The organism is Actinomadura rugatobispora, from assembly GCF_055379765.1.
In genome coordinates this window covers 3,983,111-4,005,042 of sequence record NZ_AP029191.1, presented here as the reverse complement: position 1 = coordinate 4,005,042, position 21,932 = coordinate 3,983,111, and the positions used below count along the sequence as shown (strand labels likewise).

22 protein-coding genes and 1 pseudogene are annotated in these 21,932 nt (G+C 70.5%); 11 read left to right on the top strand and 12 right to left on the bottom strand.

The window, feature by feature from the left end; translation table 11 throughout:
- Positions 1-10 precede the first annotated feature (10 nt).
- From ACZ466_RS17185 to ACZ466_RS17170, 4 genes are all read right to left on the bottom strand, one after another.
- Positions 11-985 carry a fumarylacetoacetate hydrolase family protein gene (locus ACZ466_RS17185; RefSeq protein WP_378280000.1) on the bottom strand — a complete coding sequence of 325 codons (975 nt, stop codon included), beginning with the start codon at positions 983-985 and terminating at the stop codon, positions 11-13.
- On the bottom strand, positions 982-1,818 hold the full coding sequence (locus tag ACZ466_RS17180) for a cupin domain-containing protein (protein WP_378279998.1): 837 nt from the start codon (positions 1,816-1,818) through the stop codon (positions 982-984). The genes ACZ466_RS17185 and ACZ466_RS17180 overlap by 4 nt, the downstream gene beginning before the upstream one ends.
- Positions 1,819-1,932: 114 nt before the next feature.
- Complete coding sequence (locus ACZ466_RS17175) at positions 1,933-3,108, bottom strand: serine hydrolase domain-containing protein (RefSeq protein WP_378279997.1); 1,176 nt, start codon at positions 3,106-3,108, stop codon at positions 1,933-1,935.
- 30 nt (positions 3,109-3,138) lie between these two features.
- Complete coding sequence (locus tag ACZ466_RS17170; protein WP_378279995.1) at positions 3,139-3,651, bottom strand: nuclear transport factor 2 family protein; 513 nt, start codon at positions 3,649-3,651, stop codon at positions 3,139-3,141.
- 152 nt (positions 3,652-3,803) lie between these two features.
- Here ACZ466_RS17170 and ACZ466_RS17165 point away from each other — a divergent pair, with 152 nt between their 5' ends.
- Complete coding sequence (locus ACZ466_RS17165) at positions 3,804-4,577, top strand: IclR family transcriptional regulator domain-containing protein (RefSeq protein WP_378279994.1); 774 nt, start codon at positions 3,804-3,806, stop codon at positions 4,575-4,577.
- 204 nt (positions 4,578-4,781) lie between these two features.
- On the opposite strand, the gene ACZ466_RS17160 is transcribed toward ACZ466_RS17165, so the two are convergent.
- Both ACZ466_RS17160 and ACZ466_RS17155 read right to left on the bottom strand, forming a co-directional pair.
- Positions 4,782-6,755 carry a sensor histidine kinase gene (locus ACZ466_RS17160; protein ID WP_378279992.1) on the bottom strand — a complete coding sequence of 658 codons (1,974 nt, stop codon included), beginning with the start codon at positions 6,753-6,755 and terminating at the stop codon, positions 4,782-4,784.
- On the bottom strand, positions 6,745-7,434 hold the full coding sequence (locus ACZ466_RS17155) for a response regulator transcription factor (protein ID WP_378279991.1): 690 nt from the start codon (positions 7,432-7,434) through the stop codon (positions 6,745-6,747). Before ACZ466_RS17155 ends, ACZ466_RS17160 begins: the two co-directional genes overlap by 11 nt.
- Positions 7,435-7,527: 93 nt before the next feature.
- Between ACZ466_RS17155 and ACZ466_RS17150 the strand changes: the two genes are divergently transcribed.
- From ACZ466_RS17150 to ACZ466_RS17140, 3 genes are all read left to right on the top strand, one after another.
- Positions 7,528-8,283 carry a L,D-transpeptidase gene (locus tag ACZ466_RS17150; RefSeq protein WP_378279989.1) on the top strand — a complete coding sequence of 252 codons (756 nt, stop codon included), beginning with the start codon at positions 7,528-7,530 and terminating at the stop codon, positions 8,281-8,283.
- A gap of 22 nt (positions 8,284-8,305) precedes the next feature.
- Complete coding sequence (locus ACZ466_RS17145) at positions 8,306-8,527, top strand: hypothetical protein (protein WP_378279987.1); 222 nt, start codon at positions 8,306-8,308, stop codon at positions 8,525-8,527.
- Between the two features lie 187 nt (positions 8,528-8,714).
- Complete coding sequence (locus ACZ466_RS17140) at positions 8,715-9,962, top strand: tetratricopeptide repeat protein (protein WP_378279986.1); 1,248 nt, start codon at positions 8,715-8,717, stop codon at positions 9,960-9,962.
- A 315-nt stretch (positions 9,963-10,277) separates the two neighbouring features.
- On the opposite strand, the gene ACZ466_RS17135 is transcribed toward ACZ466_RS17140, so the two are convergent.
- Positions 10,278-11,357: an endonuclease/exonuclease/phosphatase family protein gene (locus tag ACZ466_RS17135; protein WP_378279984.1), complete on the bottom strand. Its 1,080-nt coding sequence runs from the start codon at positions 11,355-11,357 to the stop codon at positions 10,278-10,280.
- A gap of 23 nt (positions 11,358-11,380) precedes the next feature.
- Positions 11,381-11,980 carry a M15 family metallopeptidase gene (locus tag ACZ466_RS17130; protein ID WP_378279982.1) on the bottom strand — a complete coding sequence of 200 codons (600 nt, stop codon included), beginning with the start codon at positions 11,978-11,980 and terminating at the stop codon, positions 11,381-11,383.
- 168 nt (positions 11,981-12,148) lie between these two features.
- Here ACZ466_RS17130 and ACZ466_RS17125 point away from each other — a divergent pair, with 168 nt between their 5' ends.
- The 6 genes and pseudogenes from ACZ466_RS17125 (at position 12,149) to ACZ466_RS17100 (ending at position 17,104) form a co-directional block, all read left to right on the top strand.
- A complete protein-coding gene (locus ACZ466_RS17125; protein ID WP_378279980.1) occupies positions 12,149-12,844 on the top strand; it encodes a response regulator transcription factor in 696 nt (231 codons plus the stop codon).
- 10 nt (positions 12,845-12,854) lie between these two features.
- Positions 12,855-13,949, top strand: coding sequence for a HAMP domain-containing sensor histidine kinase (locus tag ACZ466_RS17120; RefSeq protein WP_378279977.1), 1,095 nt, complete (start codon positions 12,855-12,857; stop codon positions 13,947-13,949).
- A 513-nt stretch (positions 13,950-14,462) separates the two neighbouring features.
- Positions 14,463-15,362: a TIGR04222 domain-containing membrane protein gene (locus ACZ466_RS17115; RefSeq protein WP_378279976.1), complete on the top strand. Its 900-nt coding sequence runs from the start codon at positions 14,463-14,465 to the stop codon at positions 15,360-15,362.
- Positions 15,362-16,218 (top strand): annotated as a pseudogene (locus ACZ466_RS17110) (MbnB/TglH/ChrH family RiPP precursor modification enzyme). Before ACZ466_RS17115 ends, ACZ466_RS17110 begins: the two are co-directional and overlap by 1 nt.
- Positions 16,218-16,742 (top strand): hypothetical protein, encoded by a 525-nt coding sequence (locus tag ACZ466_RS17105; RefSeq protein ID WP_378279974.1) that lies wholly within the window; start codon positions 16,218-16,220, stop codon positions 16,740-16,742. The pseudogene ACZ466_RS17110 and the gene ACZ466_RS17105 overlap by 1 nt, the downstream one beginning before the upstream one ends.
- Positions 16,739-17,104 (top strand): hypothetical protein, encoded by a 366-nt coding sequence (locus ACZ466_RS17100; protein ID WP_378279972.1) that lies wholly within the window; start codon positions 16,739-16,741, stop codon positions 17,102-17,104. Before ACZ466_RS17105 ends, ACZ466_RS17100 begins: the two co-directional genes overlap by 4 nt.
- 274 nt (positions 17,105-17,378) lie before the next feature.
- Here the strand turns inward: ACZ466_RS17100 and ACZ466_RS17095 are convergent, their stop codons facing one another.
- Positions 17,379-17,783 carry a RidA family protein gene (locus tag ACZ466_RS17095; protein ID WP_378279970.1) on the bottom strand — a complete coding sequence of 135 codons (405 nt, stop codon included), beginning with the start codon at positions 17,781-17,783 and terminating at the stop codon, positions 17,379-17,381.
- 206 nt (positions 17,784-17,989) lie between these two features.
- Between ACZ466_RS17095 and ACZ466_RS17090 the strand changes: the two genes are divergently transcribed.
- Positions 17,990-18,370 (top strand): winged helix-turn-helix transcriptional regulator, encoded by a 381-nt coding sequence (locus ACZ466_RS17090; protein ID WP_378279968.1) that lies wholly within the window; start codon positions 17,990-17,992, stop codon positions 18,368-18,370.
- A 545-nt stretch (positions 18,371-18,915) separates the two neighbouring features.
- Here ACZ466_RS17090 and ACZ466_RS17085 read toward each other — a convergent pair.
- The 3 genes from ACZ466_RS17085 to ACZ466_RS17075 are packed head-to-tail and all read right to left on the bottom strand — an operon-like array spanning position 18,916 to position 20,611.
- The gene (locus tag ACZ466_RS17085; protein ID WP_378280445.1) at positions 18,916-19,560 is read right to left on the bottom strand and encodes a DNA alkylation repair protein; all 645 of its coding nucleotides are present in this window, start codon (positions 19,558-19,560) and stop codon (positions 18,916-18,918) included.
- Positions 19,561-19,619: 59 nt separating this feature from the next.
- Positions 19,620-20,264 (bottom strand): SRPBCC family protein, encoded by a 645-nt coding sequence (locus ACZ466_RS17080; RefSeq protein WP_378279966.1) that lies wholly within the window; start codon positions 20,262-20,264, stop codon positions 19,620-19,622.
- Positions 20,261-20,611 carry an ArsR/SmtB family transcription factor gene (locus ACZ466_RS17075; protein WP_378279964.1) on the bottom strand — a complete coding sequence of 117 codons (351 nt, stop codon included), beginning with the start codon at positions 20,609-20,611 and terminating at the stop codon, positions 20,261-20,263. Before ACZ466_RS17075 ends, ACZ466_RS17080 begins: the two co-directional genes overlap by 4 nt.
- Positions 20,612-21,932: the final 1,321 nt, after the last annotated feature.

Below are 21,932 nucleotides of genomic sequence, written 5' to 3'. Positions count from 1 at the left end.
CAGCTCTCCTTCATGTGGCGACGACGGTCTGTCGGATGCGGCCGAAAAGCGACGTCCCGTCGTCGCCCACGGCCTCGATGGTCACCGTGTCGCCGGCGTCCAGGAACGGCGTCGCGGGTGCGCCGTCCCTCGCGAGCTCGACGGCGCGCTTCTCGGCGATGCAGGCGTAGCCGGCCGCCGGGTCGGCGTTGGAGACCGTCCCGGTGCCGACGATCGACCCGGGCACCAGGGGCCTGCTCCGCACCAGGTGGGCCAGGATCCGCGGGAACTCGAACGCGATGTCCCTGTCGGTGCGCGGGGCGCCGAGCAGGGCCCCGTTGACCTCGCATCGCGTGGTGGCGGACAGATTCGTACCGTTCCACGCGGCGCCGAGGGCCGACGGCGAGACCACGAACGGCGCGTAGGCGCGGCCCGGCTTGGACCCGTAGACGCCGGTCCCCCGCCGCCGTTCGGCCACCAGCAGTTTCCGGTAGGTCAGGTCGTTGGTCAGGCCCACGAGCCGGATCCGGGCCGCGGCCTCGTGCTCGTCCGCGCCGACGGGGACACCGCCGCTGATCACCACCACCGTCGCTTCGAGGTCGAGCTCCCACCCCGGATCGGGCAGCGCGATGTCGTCCCGTGGCGCCATGTTGGTCGCGCTGCCGCTCTGATAGACGATCGGCTGATCGCGGTGGTCGTCCGGTAGGGCTTCGCCGCGTCCGCCCCTGATGCGCTCCATGTGCCGCAGGTAGCAGCTGCCCTCCGCCCAGTGGTAGGCGCGCGGGAGCGGCGCGTCGAACACCGCGCGATCCGCGGGGAGGCCGTACCGCTGGTCGTCGAGTTCGCCATAGGTGTCTTCGAGCGCCCTCTCCCACGACGGCCATTCGTCCAGTGCCTGCTGCATCGTCCGCGGGCCCCTCGGCGGGACGACCAGTCGGCGGCGGTCTCGGCTCACCACCACCAGCGTCCCGTCGGCTCCTCCGCCGCGCAGGGTCGCGAGGATCACCGCGCCACCGTCGTGTACTCGGCCGGGACGCAGAACTCCAGCGTCATGTAGTCGGGCGAGGCGTCGAACGCGTCGTGGACCGCGCCCCGCTGGAGCATCATGAAGTCGCCGGCGTGCAACCGCCGGTCCGGCCGGCTCTCCGCCGCGATGTCGATCCAGCCGCGGATCGGCAGGAACCACTGCGCCATCGAATGGTGGTGCGCGCCGGTGCCCCCGGGCGGGGACGGCCGCTCGGTGTCCAGCTTGATGATGTGGATGTGCACGCGGCCGTCCGTGGGCGTCCGGGTGCCGAGATCGCGGTACAGCGACCAGGCGCGGGGGCCGTCGCCGCGGACGTACTCGTCCGGGTGGTCAAAGGTGTAGACACCTTTCAGGTGCGCGAACTCCGCGGCGCGCCCCGGTTTGACCGCGTCTCTGCCGGTGACCGTCGCGTGCTCTGCGGGGCCCGTGACCTCGACGGCCTCGTAGTCGCCGGAGACCGAGGTGATCTGATGGCGCCAGAACGGCGGCTGGTAGGCCGAGGCGCCCCGGCCCAGCGTCAGGTTTCGGCCGTCCTCGGTACGGACCCCGATCTCGCCGTTCAGCACGAAGAACCACTGGAAGTCCAGGTCGTGGAACTGCCAGTCGGTCCTGCCGTCGGCCTCGGCGGAGCAACGCGTGTGCCGGGCCTTGAGCAGGCCACCGGTGGCCGCGGCCAGACCGAGATCGCGGTGGAGCATCCCCGGCACCGGGCCCTGCTCCCATGTGCCGTCGTCCCTGCCGACCAGTCCCGTCGTGATGTCCAGCGGGTCCTCCGCGTCCCAGCCGGACTTCCATGTCGTCGATGAGCTCATGGATCTCGCCTTTCTCCCGGCGTCGGGAGGCATTCGATGCCGCGACGATGTCGGGCGTCGTCCCCGAAACGGCCCGCGCCTCGTCGTCGGCCAGGTGCAATGAGGGCGGCTCGGCTACGCGTCCAACGCCGCGTAGGTGGCTCGGATCAGTTCTTCGCTCCGGACGCCGCCGACGATGCCCTGGTAGGTACCGAGGACACCCGGCTCCATCCGGTTCATGACGTAGGCGAAGGTCATGCGCCGGTCGAGATCGTTGATGACCATCGAGCCGCCCCAGCCCGCCCAGAAGCAGATGCGGCCGTCCGGCAGGTAGGGGAACGCCTCCGGATAGGACAGGGCGTAGCCCACGCCCCACCGGATCGGCAGGCCCAGATAGAGGTCGGTGCCTTTGGCCTGCTCCTGGAAGATCAGGTCGCAGGTCTCCTCCGAGAGCAGGCGGACCCCGCCGAACTCGCCACCGTGTGACACGACCGCCTGGACGGTCGCCAGGGAACGCGCGTTGCCATGTCCGTTGCCGGCGCCGCAGATCGTCGAGCGGCGCCATCGCACGTCCCACGTCGTCGCCGGGTCGGTGGCCAGGCCGGCGGCCGTGAGCTTGTAGCCCACGCTGTCGGTGTCGACGCCGGCCAGTTCGGCGTCGAAGGCGGGGCCGGGCGGGGGAAGGATGAGCGGCGAGATCCGCGGATCCTCGGACTCCGGCAGTCCGATATGAAAGTCGGCACCCAACGGCGCCGCGATCTCCTGCGCGACGAATCGGCCCAGGCTGAGCCCCGTCACCCGCCGGACGAGTTCGCCGACGAGATGCCCGATGCTCAGCGCGTGGTAGCCGCCGGCGGTGCCGGGCTCCCACCACGGGGCCTGGGCGGCGAGCATCTCGACCGACGTCACCGGATCGTAGATGTCGTCCATCGTGACCGGCACGTCCCAGCCCGCGACTCCGGAGGTGTGGGACAGGATGTGCCGGACCTCGATGTCCTCCTTGCCGTTGGCGGCGAACTCCGGCCAGTAAGCGGCCACCGGGGCGTGGAGGTCGAGCCGGCCGCGATCGATGAGGATCAGCGCGGCCAGCGCCGTGACGGTCTTGGTGTTCGACCAGACGTTGGTGATCGTGTCCCGCTCCCACGGCCGGGTGTGAGCCTGGTCGACCCAGCCGCCCCACAGGTCGACGACCGGCTCGCCGTCGAGCATGACGGCGACCGAGGCGCCGACGTCCTCGCCCGAGGCGAGGTTCTTCTCCAGAATGGTCGCGAGTTCGGCGAACCGAGCGTCCCAGTGTCCCTGAACGGCCATCACGGTCTCCCTTCTGCTTCGCCCTTACCTCTAGTCCCGTCCCCACCAATAGACCGGGTCGGTCCTGTCCCGCCGTGAGGCCACCCAGTCGGGGCGGCGCGCGTCCACGACCTCGACCGAGAGCGTCTCGTCGAACACCACGACACGGTCGGCGATGGCCCATCGCCCGTCACGCCGCTCGAAGCGGTCCACGTAGCGGCACCTGGTGACCGCCTCCTCCTGCGACGACGCGCCCTCGACGGGCCGTTGCCGCAGGAACGCCAGGCAGTAGGACTCCACGAAGGCCCGGTCGTCCCCGTCGAAGTCGATGAGCACGTTCGTCACGAAGTGCTGCGCGGCGTCGATGGACCGGTGCCGCAGCCTGATGTCCTCGACCAGGCCCGCGGCGGGCCCCACATACGAGCCGTGCGCGTCGGTGGCGTCGTCGAAGTAGCTCCCGGCGATGCCCGCGTAGTCGAGCCGGTCGACGGCGCGCGCGTAGCGATAGAGGCAGTCCTGGATCGCGATCCGGTCGGCGATCCGGGAGACGGTCGGCTCTCCCACTCGACACTCCTTGTGCGTATAGCGCATACTCATGCTCTAAGCGCACAAAGCGTGGCACCCGGGCACGGCGCCTGTCAACCATCGGGGCGGCGAATCGGGCAGGATGTGGCGGTACCAGGGATGCCCTCGACCAGTGGTGGAAAGGGAGACGAATGCCTCGCACGGGTGACGGCCCGTACGTCCAGTCCCTCGATCGCGGGCTCGCCGTCCTGCGGTGCTTCGGCGAGGACCGCCCCCGGCTGTCCATCTCGGACGTCGCCCGCGAGGTCGGCGTGGACCGCGCCGTCGCCCGGCGCCTCCTGGGCACACTCGTCCAACTCGGCTACGTCGGGCAGGACGGGACGAACTTCTACGTCCGGCCCAAGGTCCTCGAACTGTCGCAGGCCTACCTGGGCGCCGTGGCCTTCCCGGACGTGATCCAGCCGCACCTCGCCCAGCTCACGAGCGAGATCCACGAGACGTCCATGGCGTTCGTCCTGGACGGCGACGACGTCGTGTACATCACCGGAGTCCAGGCCCGGCGGCTGGTCAGCATCAACGTCCGGGCAGGACTACGGATACCGGCCTACCAGAGCCCGCTCGGGCATGTCCTGCTGGCCGCACTCCCGGACGACGCGCTCTCGGACTATCTCGAGCGCACGGAACTGGTGCCGGTCACCCGGTACACGATCACGGAGACGTCGGTACTGCGGCAGCGGCTCACCGAGGTGGCCGAACAGGGCTATGCGATCGGCGCCCAGGAACTCGAGATAGGGCTGCTCACCATCGCGATCCCGGTGCACGACCGGGACGGCGCCGTCGTCACCGCCATCTCGATCGGCGTCATGGCGGCTGCCTACTCGGTGGATGTGCTCGTCGGCGAACTCCTCCCCAGGCTCCGGCGAACGGCGCGCCAGATCGAGTCGGACCTGGCGGTGCTCAACTGACGCCCGTCGGCGAGTTCGGCCGATCAGGTCCGAGAAGGCCGAGTCCGCGTCACACAGACTCGGATCGTTGAACGTCGTCCGCCCGGGGCGTGACGCCGGTGGTCGGCCGGCGGCCCGGTGAGGTCGTCGTCTCAGGAGCGCCGCTCCCAGCGCCGCCACCACCCCGGATCGCGTGGTCACGACGGAGGGGCGTCTCCGCCGTGATCACGCGGTCTCCGTCGTCCGGGGCAGCCGCAGGACGAACGTCGCGCCCTGGCCCGGCTCGCTGCGCACCGCCGCGGATCCGCCGTGCGCCTCGGCGAGCTGCCGCACGATGGCCAGGCCCAGTCCGCTGCCGCCGGTCTGCCGGCTGCGCGACTTCTCCGCCCGCCAGAACCGGTCGAACACGTGGGGCAGGTGCTCGGGCGTGATGCCCGGCCCGGTGTCGGCCACCTCGATCAGCACGTCGTCGCCGTCGGCGTACGCGCGCAGGCTCACCCGTCCGCCGGCCGGCGTGTAGCGGACCGCGTTGGCGAGCAGGTTGCCGACCGCCTGCCGCAGCCGTACCGGATCGGCGTCCAGGTGCGGACGACCGGTCACCTCGACGGTCAGCACCGGTCCGGCGGCCGCGGCGCGGTGGACGGTCGCGATCTGCTCGACCAGGTCGGCCACGTCGACCGGCTCGGGATGCAGCCGCAGCCTGCCCACGTCGGCGAGCGCGAGCTGCTGCAGGTCGTCGACGATGTGCTGCAGCAACATGGCCTCCTCGACCAGCGAAGCGGTCAGCGCCGGGTCCAGCTCGGCCACGCCGTCCTGGGTGGCCTCCAGCCAGCCGCGGATGTTGCTCAGCGGCGTGCGCAGCTCGTGCGACACGTCGCTGACCATCGCCTTGCGCTGCCGCTCCATGCGGTCCAGGTGCTCGGACATCTCGTTGAACGCGGCGCCGAGCTCGCCGACCTCGCCCTTGGCGCGCACCATGACCCGCGCAGACCCGTCGCCGGCCCGCATCCGCCGGGCCGCCGCGGTCACCGCCCGCACCGGCCGCACCAGCCGGGTGGCGACGAGCACGCTGACCCCGACCGCCAGGACCAGGATCACCGCCGTGACCCCCGCGATGCCGTACGGGTCGATGGCCGGCGCACGGTCCTCCGGCGAGCCGATGTAGAGCAGCGCGGCCGGCGCGACGTACGGCTTCAACTGGGTGCGGCGCGCGGTGGCCAGGCACTCGGCGGCCGACGCCGGAGCGGCCGGCGTGCCGGTCTCGTCCAGCCACACGTCGACCCGGCTTCCGTGGCACTGCCGGACCAGGGCGGCGAGCTGGTTGAGCGCGCGCTTCTCGGTGGTGGTCGGCCCGGGCGCGTCCGGCGAGCACGGCGGCGAGCCGGGACTCGGCGGCTCGGGCGGCACCGTGCGCTCCGGCGTCACGGGAGGCGGGTCCTCCGGCCGGCCGCCGGGGGCGCCGGTCGGCGTGCCGGGCGCGGTTCCCGGCTGCCGCGCCCTTTCCACCGGCTCGATCGGCGGAGCAGGTTCCAGCGTCGTCGCGACCGCGACCGACCGCGCCCCTGCGAGCGCCACCCGCGGTGTGGAAGGGCCGTGTCCGGACGGCGCGCCGCCAGGTGGGCGCGGGCGTTCCATGCCCGGTGCCGGGGTGGCCGGACCGCCCTCGCGGCGGAGGTACGGGCGGCCGCCCGGCCCGACGACGACCGTGGCGCGCTGGCGCACCTGGCGCAGGCACGCCGCCTGCGCGTCGACCTCCTCGCGCAGCCGTACCCGCTCGGCCTCCGGCAGCCGGAACGGCCCGACCGCGCGCGCGTCGATCCGGTCGGTGGCCGCGCCGGGCACCAGCGAGACATCGACGGCGAGCGGGTCGACGACGGCCGAGGCGCGCGCCGGAAGCGGCGGCCGGCCGCCCGCCGAATCCGCGATCCGGGTGCCGCCCTCGGTCGCCAGCGCGACCCGCTGGCCGCTCTGGCGGGCCAGCCCGCGCACGGTCTCCTCGACACCGTCCCAGCGCGGGTGGCTCGCCGCGTAGCCGAGCAGCGCGTCGTTGACGCGGGCGTCGCGGGCGAGCGTCTGGCCCTGCCGGTGCCGGATCTCGCCGGACGTGCTGCGCGCCGCCAGCCACGCGGTCGCCACGATCGAGCACACCGCGATCAGCACCGAGCTGGCGACCAGTCGTACGAGCAGGCTATGGCGCACGGTCGCCGACCAGCTTGTACCCGACGCCGTACACCGTGCAGAGCCGGACCGGCCGCCGCGGCTGCGGCTCGATCTTCTTGCGCAGGTTCTTCACGTGCACGTCGACCGTGCGCTCGGTGATGAAGCGGTCGAAGCCGTGCAGGTGCTCCAGGAGTTGCGCCCGGGTGAAGACCCGCTCCGGCCGCGCGGCCAGCGCCTCCAGGATCCGGAACTCCGCGGGCGTGCACTCGACCTCGCGCCCGTCCGCGAGCACCGTGTGCCGCTCGGGGTCCACCGTGATTCCGCCGACCCGGTACACCCGCTCGCCGTTCTCCCACCCGGCCCGCCGCAGCAGTGTGCGCACCCGGGCCATCAGCTCGCGCGGGCTGTACGGCTTGGTGACGTAGTCGTCGGCGCCGAGGTCGAGGCCGAGCAGCAGGTCGTCCTCCGTCGAGCGGGCGGTCAGCATCAGCACCGGCACGTCGGACTCGGCGCGCAGCCCGCGGCACACGTCGAGGCCGTCGACGCCCGGCATCATCACGTCGAGCAGCACGAGGTCGGGGCGGCGGGCGTGGGCCTCGTCGATCGCGGCCCGCCCGTCGTGGACGACGACCACGGAGTGCCCCTCGCGCCGGAGATAGCGGCGCAGCAGCTCCGCCTGTTTGGCGTCGTCCTCCGCGACCAGGACATTCGCGCACATAGCCCCCGAGCGTAGGCGACCCGTGACCGGCACCACGGGATCATCACATCGGCCTCACAGCTTCTTCACATTCCTTGGCCAGCATCTCGCGGCATGCGCCACGTCAAGATTCACACCGGCGCCCTGCTCGCCGCCGGACTGATCGCCGGGCTGGCCGGCTGCGGCTCGTCCACCGATGGGACAGCGGGGGACGACCCGCCGCCCAAGGCGGACCACTCGGCGGCGGCCGCCGCCGAGCCACAGCGGCAGGGCGGTGCGGAGATAGCGACCGTGCGCGGCCGCCGGATCGCCGTGCACAGGCACAAGGGCGACGGCGCGGCCTGGAAGACGCTGTCCAGCCCCAACGAGATGGGCGCCACCCGGGTCTTCCTCGTCGACGCCAAGGACGGCGACTGGCTCAGGGTGCTGCTGCCGATCCGTCCCAACGGAAGCACCGGCTGGGTCAAGGCGTCCGACGTCAAGCTGTCGTCGACGACCCACCGGGTGGAGATCGACCCGAAGGCGTTCACGTTCACCGTCTTCGACGGCGACAGGGTGCTGCGCACGGGCAAGGTCGCCACCGGCGAGAGCGGCACCCCCACCCCGGCCGGCCGCTTCTACTTCACCGAGCTGGTCAAACCGCCGAACCCCGGCGGCGACTACGGCGCGTACGCCTTCGGGTTGAGCGGCTTCTCGCCGACGCTGACGACGTTCGCCGGCGGCCCCGGGCAGCTCGCCGTGCACGGCACGAACAAGGCGTCGGCGCTGGGCGGCACGGTCAGCCACGGCTGCGTGCGGGTCGGCAACGACGACATCACCTGGATGGCCCAGAACCTGGCGATCGGCACGCCTGTCGTCGTCAAGGAATGAAACAACACCGGAAGGAACATCGATGCGCCTGAAGTCCCTCATGGCAGCCGTCGCGCTGGGCGTCGGCCTGGCCGGCACCGGTCTGGCCGCCGCCGAGGCCACCACCGCCACGCCCACGCCGCCCGCCGCGCCCGGCCACCCGAAGCGGAGCCACCCCGGCGACAAGCCGTCAAAGCCCGGCGAGCTGCCGCCCGCCGCGCCGCCCGGCAACGCCATCCCCAAGATGCCGACCTACACCGGCTGACCCCTTGGACGGCAGGCCCGCACGTCTCCCGTCGTGCGGGCCTGCCGGGATTCGGCTGTGGCCGATCTCGATCCAGATCTGCTCAAGACCTCCGCCAGGCTGCGCGCGGAAGGTGATCACGAAAAGGAGAAGGCCCGTGGTCAATGACGGACAATGGGACCGGCGTTCGCTGTTCCGGGGCGCCGCCGTGCTGGCCGGTGCCGCCGCGACCGCCCCGCTGCTGGGCCAGCCGGGCACGGCGCTCGCCGACAGCGGTGATGCGGATGCGTTGTTCAAGGCCGGGAAGTTCGAGCAGGCCGGCCGCGCCTACGAGGAGATCCTGAAGAAAGATCCCACGAACCTGCACGCGGCCCGCCGGCGCGGCTTTGTCGGGCTATTGGCCAACCGGTTCCCCGACGCCGAGAAATACCTCAAGATGGCGCTTCAGTCGGCCCCCGACGACAAGGACGCCCACTACTTCCTGGCCGACTGCTACGTCCGGCAGGACAAGTTCTCCCTGTCCGCACCACACTGGCGGGCGATCGGCGAGGAAGCCTACGCCACATGGTTCGCGGCGGTCCGCGGCGAGGCGTATCAGGTCCACGGCGACATCGCACGGCTGCCCTGGCAGCAGATGGACCCGATGCCGCTGGTAGAGGCCTCGGTCAACGGCGGACCGCCGAAGCGCTTCACGTTCTACACCGGCGCCCCGAATCTGAGCTTGACCTCGACGATGGCCAAGGAAGCCGGGCTGAGCCCCGTCGCCAGTCAGAAGATCGATTACGAGGGCGGCGCCATATGGGCGCACTACGGGCTGCTGGACTCCTTCAAACTGGGCGGCATCGAACTGCGCAACGTCCCCGTGGGCTGGTCGTCGACGGAGTCGGGCGAAGACGTCGACAGCGACAGCGACGGCATGATCGGCACGTGGGTCTTCTACCACCTGCTGACCACGTTCGACTACGCGGGCCGGTCGCTGATCCTGCGCCGCCGCACCCCCGAAACGGCCAGGACGGCACGCGCCGCCGCCACCCGGGCAGGCGCCGAGCCCCTGCCGCTGTGGCTGGCCCGTGAGCAATATCTGCACAGCAGAGGCAGCGTCGCCGGCTCCGGCTCACGGGTGGTGGGTGTGAACTTCGGCGGACGGGGCGAGACCGCCGCGATCGTGTTCGGGGACACGGCCGAGCGGCTGGGGATCCGTACCGACCACGACCGTCCGATCGGGACGTTCGCCCAAAGCCACCCGGCCGTCGCCTACCCCTGCTACCCGAAGGAGATCCGGCTCGGCGACGCCGTCGCCAAGGAGGCCTACTGCTACACGAACCCGAAGGCTTCGCTCGCCCCCTTCGGGTTCGACGTGCCGGTCTCCTTCTCCCACTGCTTCCACAAGCCCTACAACATCACCGTCGACTTCACCGCCATGAACCTCTACGTCGCCCGCGGCAAGGCCACCTGATCACCGCGACCGCACGGGCGTCATGAAAGCCACCTGGTACGGGGCGCGGGGGTGAGCACGTCACGCCCGTGCCCGGTGCCGCACGGCCGATGACGGCTTCGCGACCCGCTTCGATCGGCGGGGCTCCACCGCCCGGGTCGCCTAGGAGCTCTTGGACGGGCCGGAGCCGACCCGGTCATCACCACCACTTCCGGCCCGCACCAGGGCCAGACGCCCGCCGACGCGGTACGGGCCCAAGGCCACGGCCGGGGCTGGTTGCGCTCAGCTCTGGTGCCTCCTGTGGGGGGCCCGGAGGGGCGGGGACGGATCCGATGTTCACCAGCTGATTCCGGCTGCCACCGGCCGGTGGTCGCTGCCGGTGGACGGCAGTACCCACGCGCTCTCCGGCTCAATGCCCCTGACCATGATCTGGTCGATCCGCACCACCGGGAACCTCGCCGGCCAGCTGAAGCCGAAGCCGTCCCCGGCCGTGTCCTGGGCCGAGCGCATCTGCGAGGTGATGTCGTCGAACGCGCGGTCGTTCATGGTGCCGTTCAGGTCGCCGAGCAGCACCACCCGGTCATTCCGCTCGGCGGCGATGGCTTTGCCGAGCGCCTGCGCGCCTCTGTCACGGTGGGCCGTCCAAAAGCCCGCCCTGGGATTCACCCGGACCGATCCCAGGTGGGCCACATACACCGCCAGCGGCCCGTGGTCCGTGGCCACCGTGGTGCGCAGCGCCCGGTTGTCGGCCATTCTGGTGTCGATCGGCTTGGTGTCCGCCAGCGGTCCGTAGTCCATTTTGATGTCGACCGGCCGGGTGCCCGACAGCGGCAGCTTGCTCCACAGCCCGACCGTGGCCTGCACCGTGTGGTGCGGGTACGCCTTCGCCAGCTCCTTCTCGTACGTGGGCAGAGCCTGCTGGGTCAGCTCCTGCAGAGCCAGCACGTCCGCACCGGAGGCGGCCAGGGTACGGGCGGTGCCGGTCGGGTCGGGGTTGCCGGCACCGACGTTGTGGCTGGCCACGGTCAGATCGCTGCCCGGGTGCGACTTGTCGTCGAGCAGCCCGCCGAAGAGGTTCAGCCACACCACGACCGGCAGCAGCAGCGCGGCCACCGCGGAGGCGGAGCGGCGCCACAGCGCCCCGGCCAGCAGCACCGGGATGGACAGGCCGAACCACGGCAGGAGGGTCTCCATCAGGCTGCCGAGGTTCCCGATCCGGTTCGGGATCTGTGCGTGCAGCAGCATGAACAGGCCGAGCAGCAGCGCCAGCGCCGCAAGGACCAGGCCACGTTGCCAGGGCCCGGGCCGGGAGCCGATGCGGATCGCCCGGCGGAGGCCCGCGCGCCAGGGGCCGGAGCCGGCATCCCGGCGGCCGGTGTCGCCCTGTCCGGTCTCCGCCGTGTCCACCTGCGTCATCGTCTGTCCTCGCTCAACGCCGGTCACTGCTGCATCCTCGGGTCGTGGGTGGGGTCGGCATACATGGGCGGGCAACCACGATCGACCGCGTCGGGGCGCAGTTCGTAGTGCCAGGGTTCGTTGCGGTAGATCTGGCAGAGCCCGTGGCCGGCGCCGTGCTCGGACAGCCACGCCGTGGCATCGGACCGCCCGATGTCGACCGCGTCCCCCGACACGTGAGGAGAGGTGTCCGCGGTGGCCACCCATCGTGCGGCTTCCTCTTCCGAGCCGTACCTGGAGACCGCCTCACGCAGGAGCTGATTTTGGTACTCCGGGGAACGCCAGCCGCTATTGACGTAGAACTTGACTCCGTCGTCCGCTGCATCCGTCGCAGCCTTGCGGAGGGCCTTGAGCAAATCCAGGTCGAGGTTGGCCACAGCCGGAATCGCGTCATTGAAGACGGTCACGCCGTCCGGGACGGCACCGTTGGCCTCGCCAAGCGCACCCCGGGGCTCGCGGCGAGGAGCATCCAGAGGGGGTGCGGCCAAGGAAGACAGTGATGGGGCCGAGGAGGGCGGTAGGGCGTCCGAAGAGGACGAGGCATTCTGCGACTGATAGACGAGGGCTGCGGCGATCGCTGCCATGACGACTATCGGGCCGACGACAAGGAGCCGCCGGTAGACCTTCCGAGGCGCTATCCGTGCCGATGGTGGGCTCTGACTCATGCCGCCAGTCAAGGCGGCGTGGTGTTGCCGGTACGTATGCGGTTTTGGATATGCCGACGATATGCGCCTGCTCGTAGCATCGACGGCATGCGCGTGCTGATCGTCGAGGACGAGCCCTACCTGGCCGAAGCCGTCCGCGACGGCCTGCGCCTGGAGGCGATCGCGGCCGACATCGCGGGCGACGGTGACACCGCTCTGGAAATGCTGAGCGTCAACGCCTACGACATCGCCGTCCTCGACCGCGACATCCCCGGACCGTCCGGTGACGAGATCGCCAAACGCATCATCGCCTCCGGCAGCGGCATGCCGATCCTGATGCTCACCGCGGCCGACCGGATCGACGACAAGGCCTCCGGGTTCGGTCTCGGCGCCGACGACTACCTCACCAAACCCTTCGAACTGCGCGAGCTCGTGCTCAGGCTCAGAGCACTCGACCGCAGGCGCGCGCACAACAGGCCGCCCGTGCGTGAGATCGCGGGCCTGCGGCTGGACCCGTTCCGCCGCGAGGTCTACCGCGACGGCCGCTACGTCGCGCTCACCCGGAAACAGTTCGCCGTGCTCGAAGTCCTCGTCGCCGCCGAAGGCGGTGTCGTCAGCGCCGAAGAGCTCCTGGAACGCGCGTGGGACGAGAACGCCGACCCGTTCACCAACGCCGTGCGCATCACCGTCTCGGCACTGCGCAAACGGCTCGGCGAACCCTGGACCATCGCCACCGTGCCAGGCGTCGGCTACCGCATCGACACGGCATCCGGCACCGGGCGTGCGGGAGGAGACCGTGGATAGAGCCCCCGGCTTGAGCGTCCGCCTCAAACTCACCGTCAGCTACGCCGGATTCCTCGTGCTCGCAGGTGCCTTGCTGCTCGCCCTGTGGGTGTTCCTCATGCGATATTTCCCCCATGCCGCGGTCATCAGAGACACGAGATCCGGCATCGGCGGGGCGTTCGTTCCAGGCCGCTCCAGCACCCAGCGGGCCTTCGGCCAGATGGCAGCCGCGATGTTGGTGTTCCTGCTGGTGTTCGGTCTGCTGGGCGGGTGGCTTCTCGCCGGCCGCATGCTCGCCCCGCTGACCCGCATCACGGACGCCACGCGCATGGCCGCGAACGGATCGCTGTCCCACCGGATCCGGCTACCGGGCCGCAGAGATGAGTTCCGCGAGCTCGCCGACGCCTTCGACGCCATGCTCGCGCGGCTCGAAGCACATATCGCCGAACAGCAACGGTTCGCCGCCAATGCCTCCCACGAACTCCGCACCCCGCTGGCGATCACGAAGACCCTGCTCGACGTGGCCCGCAACGATCCGAACCGCAGCAACGGCGAGCTCGACGACCGCCTCCGCGTCGTCAACGCCCGAGCGATCGACCTCACCGAAGCCCTGCTCCTGCTCAGCCGCGCCGACCAGCGGTCCTTCACCCGAGAACACCTCGACCTGTCCCTCATCGCGGAAGAAGCCACCGAAACGCTCCTGCCCCTCGCAGAGAAACGCGGCCTCACCATCGCCACCTCTGGCGACATCGCCCTCACCACCGGCTCGCATGCGCTTCTGCTGCAGATGACGACGAACCTCGTCCACAACGCGATCGTCCACAACCTGCCTGAACAGGGCACCGTGTGGGTCACGACCAGTGCCCACCCCAAGACCGTGGTGCTCACCGTCGAGAACATGGGCGAAAAGCTCGCCCCCCAGGTGGTCGCCACGCTCGTCGAGCCGTTTCAGCGCGGCACAGAACGCATACGCACCGACGAGCATGCCGGCGTCGGCCTCGGCCTGGCCATCGTCAGAAGCATCACCCAAGCACACGACGGAACCCTCACCCTCACCCCCCGCCCCGCTGGGGGCCTCCGCGTCACGGTGCAACTACCCGCCGCGCCACCGCACACCGGCAGATGAGCGGCGCCCCAGCACGTCCACGCCGGCCGACATGATCCTTTGGAGCCATCCGCTGGGTAGCCCGCAGTCGATCCGGCCGCTCCCGCAAGGTGGTTGGCTTCTCCTGTCGAGCCGTCGAGAACCTACGTCGTCCGGTGGGGCAGGGAGCGGGTGCTCCGGGTCACGCCGCTGATGCCGCGGTGGGCGTGTGAGCCCGGGTGCGTGGCGCGCAGGAGGTGTGTGGCTGACCGCACCGGCGAGCCCGCCCGGCCACGCAGGAACGCGGCCAGCGCCCGGATTGCGTCGAACACCTCGGTCATGCCGCCGTGCCGCACCACCGGCACCGACCCCGCGCACAGATCAACCGCTCGGCGTTGGACGCCATAGGCGTCTCGTCGGTGGTGACTGCGGCGGCGGCTCATGGGGATCCCCCACCGGCGTCTCGACCGGAACTCCGAGTGACATCCCCGCCGTGCGTTGCTGATCACCACCAGAGGACAATGTCCCCCTGGACGTGAGGAAACGGGGTAGGCGATGCATCCGTGGGGGCTGTCGGGGCCGGAGTTCCTCTGGCTGTACACCGCCGGCCTGGTCGTCGGCCTGGTCGTGGCGTTCGGTGTGCGGGTCGCGGCGCGCCGCCCACGACTTTCCGAGCCGCCCCACCGGCCCGCCCCTGAGGAGCTGGGCTTCCTCGCCGGCGGACCCCGGCACGCGGTCCAGGTCGCCATCGCCCGGCTGGTCGATAACGGTCTCGTCCGGGTCGATCGCCGCGGGACCCTGAGCTCCATGGCGGATGGCGGTCCGACCGGGCACCCGCTTGATGACGCTGTGCTCGCCGAGCTCACCAGACCGCGCAAGGTCGCCGCCGTGGCCACCAAGCTCGCCGGCGAACCGGTGGTGACCGAGATCGGCGAGTCGCTGGCCCGTCGGGGCCTGCTCGTCCGGCCGGGCCGGGCGGTCCGGACGCGTCGGCTCGCCCCGATCCCGCTGTATCTGCTGTTCGTGATCGGCGTGGCCCGGTGGATCAACGGGACCGTCAACGACCTGCCCACCGGCTACCTGGCCTTTCTGCTCGCTCCGACGCTCGTCGCAAGCGTTTACCTGAGCAGCCGGATGACCTCTGCCCTCAAGGCCCGCACGGTGCACGGCGACCGGGTCGTGGCCGAGGTCAAGGCGAGTGGCCAGGCGGATCCGCTGGAGCGGGTGGCGGTCAGCGGCCTGTCGGCCTACCCGGACGCGGAGTTCTCCCGGGCACTGGCCGACGGTGCGGCGGTGGCGTTCATCGGGGGAGCGTGGAGTTACGCCTCCGCCGGCTCGTTCGACTCCTTCGTCTCCACCGGCTCGTCCGGCGGCAGCACCTACACGCACAACTACGCGTCGTCGTCCGGCGAAAGCTCGTCGTCGGGCGGTGGCTGCGGCGGCGGCAGCTCCTGATGTCCGCTGCGGGCCGAGATCGCACGACGGTGGGTGGCACCATGACGCGGCCGAGATTGGGCATCGGGATCGGCTGGCGGCCGGAGATCGACCTCACGGTGGAGCGGTTGCCCGGCGTCGACTTCGTGGAGGTGCTGGCGGAGAACGTCCACCTCGACCCCCTGCCCGAGTCGCTGACCGTGTTGCGTGCACGCGGGGTGCCGGTGACCGCGCACGCGGTGTCGCTGTCCCTCGGCGGGGCAGAGCCGCTGGACCGCACGCGGATCGCGCATCTGGCGGCGGTGGCGGAGGCCGTGGACGCGCCGCTGGTCAGCGAGCACGTGGCGTTCACGCGCGCCGGCGGCCTCGACACCGGGCACCTGCTGCCGGTGCCGCGCACCCGTGAAGCGCTGAAGGTGCTGGCGGACAACGTCAAGCAGGCGCAGGCGGAACTGCCGGTGCCGTTGGCGCTGGAGAACATCGCGGCACTGCTCGGCTGGCCGGACGACGACCTGACCGAGGGCCAGTTCCTCGCCGAACTGGTCGAGCGCACCGAGTGCCGGCTGCTGACGTGGCCAACCTGTATGCGGGCGCGGTCAACTTCGGCACCGAGCCGGAGACCTTCCTCGACGAACTGCCGCTGGAGCGGCTGGCCTACGTGCACGTCGCGGGCGGGGTCGTCCACGACGGGCTCTACCACGACACGCATGCCCACGCGGTACCGCACGAGGTGCTGGACACACTCGCCGCATTGTGCGCCCGCGTCGACCCGCCAGGGGTCATGCTGGAACGTGACGACGACTACCCGGCGGACGCCGACCTGGCCGCCGAACTCGCCGCGATCCGCGCCGTCGTAGCGGCCGCCAAGGAGTCCTGATGCACTCGTGGGCCGTCTCGGTCCTGCGGTTCCTGCTCTCCTGCCCCGTCGCCGTGATCGTCGGTCGGGCCGCGGTGTGGTACGGCCGCCGCTGGGCCGGCAGGACCACACCGGTCGAGCCGCCGTCCACTGTGACCTTCCTCGCGGGTGGGACCGACCGGGTGGTCGACGCGGCCGTCGCCCGGTTCGTCCAGTTCGGGGAGAACCGCAAGGATGCACTGTCCGCGCCGGATGATCCGGCCTCGGACCACCCGATCGACCGGGACGTCCATCAGCACCCGGCGAAGGTCCACGCGCTGCGGCGCCGCCTCAAGGTGATGCCGCGGGAGCGGGCGCTCGCCGAGCACACCTCGACGGGCTGCCGTGCCTGCCGGTCGCGGTCAGCCTGGTCCGCCTGGTCGACGACACCGCCCTCGACCGCGACCCGATCGGTCACCTCCTGGCCGGCATGGCGATCATCGCGGCGTTCTCCATCGTGGTCCGGTCGCTTCCCGCCAGTGACACTGGCCGCTCTCCGCCGGTGACAGAGCGAGCGGAACTGGCCGCGCGGCAGCGAGACCTCGTTCGCGCGTTGCTGGCCGGCGGCCAGGTGCCTGACGGGTTCGACGCGCACCGGGTCGAGGTCGAGGCCCGGTCGCTCCGGTCCAAACGCCGGTCGGTCGCCGCCAGGTTGCGCCCTGACCTGGCCGAACGGCTCGGTGCGGAGTTCCGCCCGCTGTTCGACGCCTGGGCGCTCGACCACCCGAAACCGGTCGACTCGTCGTTCCGCGCCGACCTGGACCGCTTCGAATCCTGGCTGCACGACGGTGGCCACCTCGACGAGACACCCCGCGAACCACGCCGCTGGTTCCGCCGGCGTGCACGCGGGGAGAACGGCCGGTCATAGGTCGACGACGTCCCGGCGGGTACGCGTCGGCGGTCGCCTCCGGCCACCGCGCTGGCCAGGTCGCCGCCACCCCGCCCGAAGGCGCCTGACAGTTCGCCTCGGCCCGGGACCAGGTCCCGGGCATTGGTCACATCGACCGCGTCGCCAGTGCCCATGGACTGTGCGACAGTCCCGCAATCCGCTGAAGGAGTGGGAGGAGCCGGGTCGGCCGCTGCGCCGACACCTGACGGTCCACCGCGAATGCCTTGATCGCCTTCGCCGGCTGCGGCCGTCCTCACTCGATGATCGCGGTGACTTCGGCCTCGATGAGGATGCCGGGCTCGAAGAGGATGTCGACCCCGATCAGTGCAGCCGGCGGGGTGGCGATATCGAACTCACGGGCTGCCTGTTCAACGCCGGCGTTGAAGGCGTCGTACATTTCTCTCTTCCAGCCTGCGGCGTACCACGTGAACCGGACCACGTCGTGGAACGTCGCTCCCGCGGCGTCGAGTGCCCTGGCGAGGTTGCGGTAGACCTGGGCCACCTGTCCCGCGAGATCACCCGGTGCCACGAGCTCGCCGCTCTCGTCCCAGGCGACCTGCCCCGCGATGTGAACCTGCCTGCTCCCCGTCGCCACCGCGACGTGATGGTAGAGCGGGACTTGGACGAGCCTGTCAGGGTTGATGAGCTGAACAGCCATACGATCTCCTCTTCACTTCATCGGACAAGGGTGAGCGCGGAGGCGGCGAGCGCCGTGGCGGGCCGCTCCAGGCGGTACGCCGGAGTGAGGGCCATGCCGCAGGCCTCCTTGTCCAGGCACCCCGTGCTCACTTGTGGTTACCCGGAAACTGTAGGAGAGTGAGCGCTGACGTGGAAGAACGCACTTTTCGGTGACTGGGGAACCTGATGGTGACCAAGCGGTTCACAGGCTCGTCCGACGAGGCGGATCTGAGGCGCGCGGACTCCCTGGCGCGGGAGATCTTCTCGGATGTCGCCAACAAATGGGCGCTGCTGATCATCGAGGCGCTGGGTGAGCGCACCCTGCGCTTCAGCGAACTACGGAACGAGGTCGAGGGCATCAGCCACAAGATGCTGACCCAGAACCTGCGCATGCTGGAGCGCAACGGACTGGCCGAGCGGAAGGTGTACCCGACCGTCCCGCCGCGGGTCGAGTACACCCTCACCCAGCCGGGCCAAGCCCTTCGAGCCACGGTCGACCTGATCTGCGGCTGGACGCACGAGTACTTCGGTCACATCGAGGGCGCCCGGCGGCGCTTCGACGCCTGACGGCTCGAAGCACGTAGCCGAGAGGAAACGCGTCCCGGCCGGCTCACGGTGCACCGCGCCCAACGCACGTAGCCCGGCAGCTTCGCCGCGCCGTAGCCCACGTAACGCGATCAGGTGATTGGCCGTGTACAGGCGATGCGAGGTGATCGCGTCCAGGAATTGGGCGCTCTGTGCTGCGAGCGTGGGCCGTTCGCTGGTCTTGCGCCAGCGCTCGATGTGGGTGGCGGTCTACCCCACGGCTCGGAACGGCCGCGTCGGCGGCAGCACTACCAGGGATGCTGGGTTCTCCTCGAGTAGCCCTTGACGGAGTGCGGCGTTCAGCGCCGCGCAGGCGGGCGAGGATCCGGTCCAGGAGCGCGGCCGTCAACCGGCGCCCCGCCTGCTGGTGCTAGCGGGAGATGACAGCGAACATCTCCTCCACGTGTGCGACCGACGGTCGTTCGGCCAATGAGTGGGCTCCAGGCGCTCCCACGCCTCCGCCGAAGCCGCTCCGACGGAGGGCGGCGGCAACCATCGGGCCCAGTTCCAAGTCCCAACTTGGGTCATCACCTATCGTGCCGGCGGCGCACCACCTCGGTGATCCAGGTGGGCGCGAACGGAGAGGTGCAGTTCGGTGGCGTCGGGTAGTCCTTGAGCACCTGCAGGCGCTCGCCGATGTCGACGGCCCGGGTGCGGTGCTCGACGTGCTGAATCCCGATCTGGGCCAGGCACTCGTTCATCGCCCATTGCAGCCGAGTCGGGGCGTCTTTCATCTCCGCCTCGATGACGTCGAGCAATCCCGCGAGGTCAAGCCCCTCGGGCTTCTTCCCCACCCGCTCGGTGGTCAGTGCCCAGCCGGCACTCGCGACCGCTGGATCCGGATCCGTGAACCAGGCCAGGCGCAGCTCTTCGGAGCCCGGGTTCTTCTTCACCACGTAGTTCACGAGCCAGTCGTGCACCTTGGGGGTGCGCGCCTCGCGCAGCATGACGTCCAACTCGCCAGGCTCGAACGCCTTCGGGCGGCAGATCAGGAGCGCCAGCAGTCTCGCCGCGGTGTCGTCGGTCTCCCAGAGCCGGCGCGCGAGTTCCTGCTGCGTCTTCAGCCGCTTCGCGAGCGCGCGCAGCCTGCCGAGGTTCACACCGTGATCGTCGCCGTGTCTCTCGTTCACCGCGCGGATCTTCGGGTCCTCGAGCGCGGCCAGCTCGGCCATCACCTCGGCCACCGTCGCCTCGGCCACCTCAGCCTCCTGTCCACCATGACGACTCTGTGTCATGCGCTCCCGGTCGCCCCGGCAGCTTCAGGCGTGTCAGGTGCGTACTGCGCAAGCGCCATCGCTCGTCCTTGCTTGACCTCCTCCGGTGTGGCGCCGGCCTGGTCGGCGACGGTGGTCCACCGGTCGATTGAGGCGACGTTGAACTGCACCACCTCCGGCGAGTTCGCGGCCTCGCGCGGGTCTCCCATGGCTTCACCGGCGACGTAAAGGCCGAGACCAAGGAACGCGCCGTCCCAGCCAGGGCCGACGAACAGCGCACCTGCGACACTCTGCGCCATCGACAGGGGAACGGTGTGGTCCAACTGGAGCTCGGTCTCAGCATCCCCTTCCGGTGTGAGCGTCACCGTCAGGATGCTCTCGGGGCCACCGAAGGTCGTCCGCAGCAACGACGGAGGGCGGCAGGTGAGGATCTCGCCGTTCGCATTGCCCTCAAGCTGGAACGACCCGCCCTCGCGCAGGTCGCCGGAGACCGGCATGAACCACCGCGCGATCCGCTCGGGTTCGGTCAGCGCGGACCACAGGTCTGCCGCGTCCGTCGAGTACCGACGGCGCATCGTCACGCGCACCACCTCGCCGCCGTCCGCGTTCTCGCGTGCCACGTGACGGTGCACCGCCGCCAGTTCGTCGATCAGGTCCCTCATGTCTCGTTTCCCTCTTCCTTCGATTGCCGCTGCGCTTTGCCGCGCGCGATCTCTGTTTCCAGGGCGTCCAGCCGCGCCCCCCACAGGTGGCGGAAGCGGTCGACCCAGGCGTCCACTTCCTGGAGCCCCGTCAGGTCCAGCGAGTAGAGCCGACGGGTCCCTTCCGGTCGCATCGTCGCGAAGCCGGACGTACGCAGCACCGCCAGATGCTGCGAGACCGCCGACTGCGAAATACCGAACTCCGCCCCCACGGTCGCCACCACCTCACCGGCGCTGCGCTCACCCTCGGCCAGCAGTTCGAGGACGCGGCGACGAACCGGATCACCGAGGACATCGAACGCATGCACGAATCCTTTATATCAGGCTCCACGAATATTAGCCGCATCTAAAGTTCATGCCAAGCGCAGGCGAGAGGAAGCACTCCAGCAGCAGGAGCGGAGCCGGACGAAGGTGGCGCACCGCCAGAGCCCCTCTGCGACACCCCGTCCGTGCCCCACGGCCACGAGCTGGTGCTCCTCTCACCAGGACTGCCTCAGATACCCACCACGCACTCTCGCCGCCGACCATCGTGACCCGCCATGTGACCTGGTCAAACTTCCACGGCTAGGCATCCCGGCGATCACGCCTGGGGCCACCTTGCGGCTAGAACAACGCGCACTCCGGCACCACGTCCTTCGACGTACCGCTGCTCGATCGCGAGCGAGGCTGTCCCCGCGCCGACCTCGTCGAGGCTGACGCGCCTTTGATGTGCGGTTAGTCCTTTCGCAGGTCGTCAGGCAGCGGATGCTCTCGATCATTCCGCCGGTGTCGCGGTGCGCGAGCGGGCATGGCCAGGTGGCCGAGCCCGAGTGCGTGGCCGTACCAGTCAAGCCGCTGACCCACGGCCCGGCGGCAAGGTGGTGGTGGGCGGCTGGACACCGCTGTACGTGGCGGCCCGGGAGCGGCCATCGCCTGGCGGCGTCACGCTGGCGGCCACCGCAGCGCGGCCGACGTCCCGGGACGCCGGCCCGGCGTGCCGCGCAACTCCCGGGCGTCCCAGGAAGCCACCCGGTGGGCGGGCTCGGTTTGGGATGCAGGGTGTTCACGCGGTGCTGCACCGGACTCGATTGAGGGTGGCTTCGCGTAGGGCGCTGACGGTGGGCTGGGGCACGGCCGCGGTGGCGGGAGGTCCCGGGCATGATGCCCGCGGCACTCAGCGGGTGCGCGGCGGTCTTCTCTGCTGCGTGGTGCGCCATCCTCCGGCAGCACTGGTTGTAGTTGCGGGCGCGGATGTCGTAGAGGCTGGTCTGGGAGTTTCGGTATTGGTCGTGGAAGCGCAGTGGGGTGCGCCGCTGGTGGTGATCGGCGAGCCGTACGGGTTGATCAGGGCGGTGGTGGAGCGTCGGTGATGCTGTCCTGGAAGTCGTCCAGCGGCTAGAGCGGGGGCGCGTTGGCCGGGGTCTTGAGCAACGCCGTGCTCAGCGAAGTGATGGGGTCCCTCACCATTGGTGAGTGGACGCAGGCGGCGTTGGGTTCGCTGATATGGACGGGGGCCATTGCTATCCGGCGTCTTGGGCTTTGTTGGGGGAGCGGCTGGTGCGGTTGCCGTCTGCGAGGGTGACCTGGTGCAGAGTGGCGGCCCAGCCGCCTGGTTTTGGATCGGGCAGCATGCCGGTCGGCTTTAACTCA

What these genes read in the sequence shown, in the direction of transcription:
- ACZ466_RS17180 (WP_378279998.1), bottom strand. Translation starts at nt 1,818, where the DNA reads ATGAGCTCATCGACGACATGGAAGTCCGGCTGGGACGCGGAGGACCCG.
- ACZ466_RS17175 (WP_378279997.1), bottom strand. Translation starts at nt 3,108, where the DNA reads ATGGCCGTTCAGGGACACTGGGACGCTCGGTTCGCCGAACTCGCGACC.
- ACZ466_RS17165 (WP_378279994.1), top strand. Translation starts at nt 3,804, where the DNA reads ATGCCTCGCACGGGTGACGGCCCGTACGTCCAGTCCCTCGATCGCGGG.
- ACZ466_RS17155 (WP_378279991.1), bottom strand. Translation starts at nt 7,434, where the DNA reads ATGTGCGCGAATGTCCTGGTCGCGGAGGACGACGCCAAACAGGCGGAG.
- ACZ466_RS17150 (WP_378279989.1), top strand. Translation starts at nt 7,528, where the DNA reads ATGCGCCACGTCAAGATTCACACCGGCGCCCTGCTCGCCGCCGGACTG.
- ACZ466_RS17145 (WP_378279987.1), top strand. Translation starts at nt 8,306, where the DNA reads ATGCGCCTGAAGTCCCTCATGGCAGCCGTCGCGCTGGGCGTCGGCCTG.
- ACZ466_RS17135 (WP_378279984.1), bottom strand. Translation starts at nt 11,357, where the DNA reads ATGACGCAGGTGGACACGGCGGAGACCGGACAGGGCGACACCGGCCGC.
- ACZ466_RS17130 (WP_378279982.1), bottom strand. Translation starts at nt 11,980, where the DNA reads ATGGCAGCGATCGCCGCAGCCCTCGTCTATCAGTCGCAGAATGCCTCG.
- ACZ466_RS17125 (WP_378279980.1), top strand. Translation starts at nt 12,149, where the DNA reads ATGCGCGTGCTGATCGTCGAGGACGAGCCCTACCTGGCCGAAGCCGTC.
- ACZ466_RS17115 (WP_378279976.1), top strand. Translation starts at nt 14,463, where the DNA reads ATGCATCCGTGGGGGCTGTCGGGGCCGGAGTTCCTCTGGCTGTACACC.
- ACZ466_RS17105 (WP_378279974.1), top strand. Translation starts at nt 16,218, where the DNA reads ATGCACTCGTGGGCCGTCTCGGTCCTGCGGTTCCTGCTCTCCTGCCCC.
- ACZ466_RS17095 (WP_378279970.1), bottom strand. Translation starts at nt 17,783, where the DNA reads ATGGCTGTTCAGCTCATCAACCCTGACAGGCTCGTCCAAGTCCCGCTC.
- ACZ466_RS17090 (WP_378279968.1), top strand. Translation starts at nt 17,990, where the DNA reads ATGGTGACCAAGCGGTTCACAGGCTCGTCCGACGAGGCGGATCTGAGG.
- ACZ466_RS17085 (WP_378280445.1), bottom strand. Translation starts at nt 19,560, where the DNA reads ATGGCCGAGCTGGCCGCGCTCGAGGACCCGAAGATCCGCGCGGTGAAC.
- ACZ466_RS17080 (WP_378279966.1), bottom strand. Translation starts at nt 20,264, where the DNA reads ATGAGGGACCTGATCGACGAACTGGCGGCGGTGCACCGTCACGTGGCA.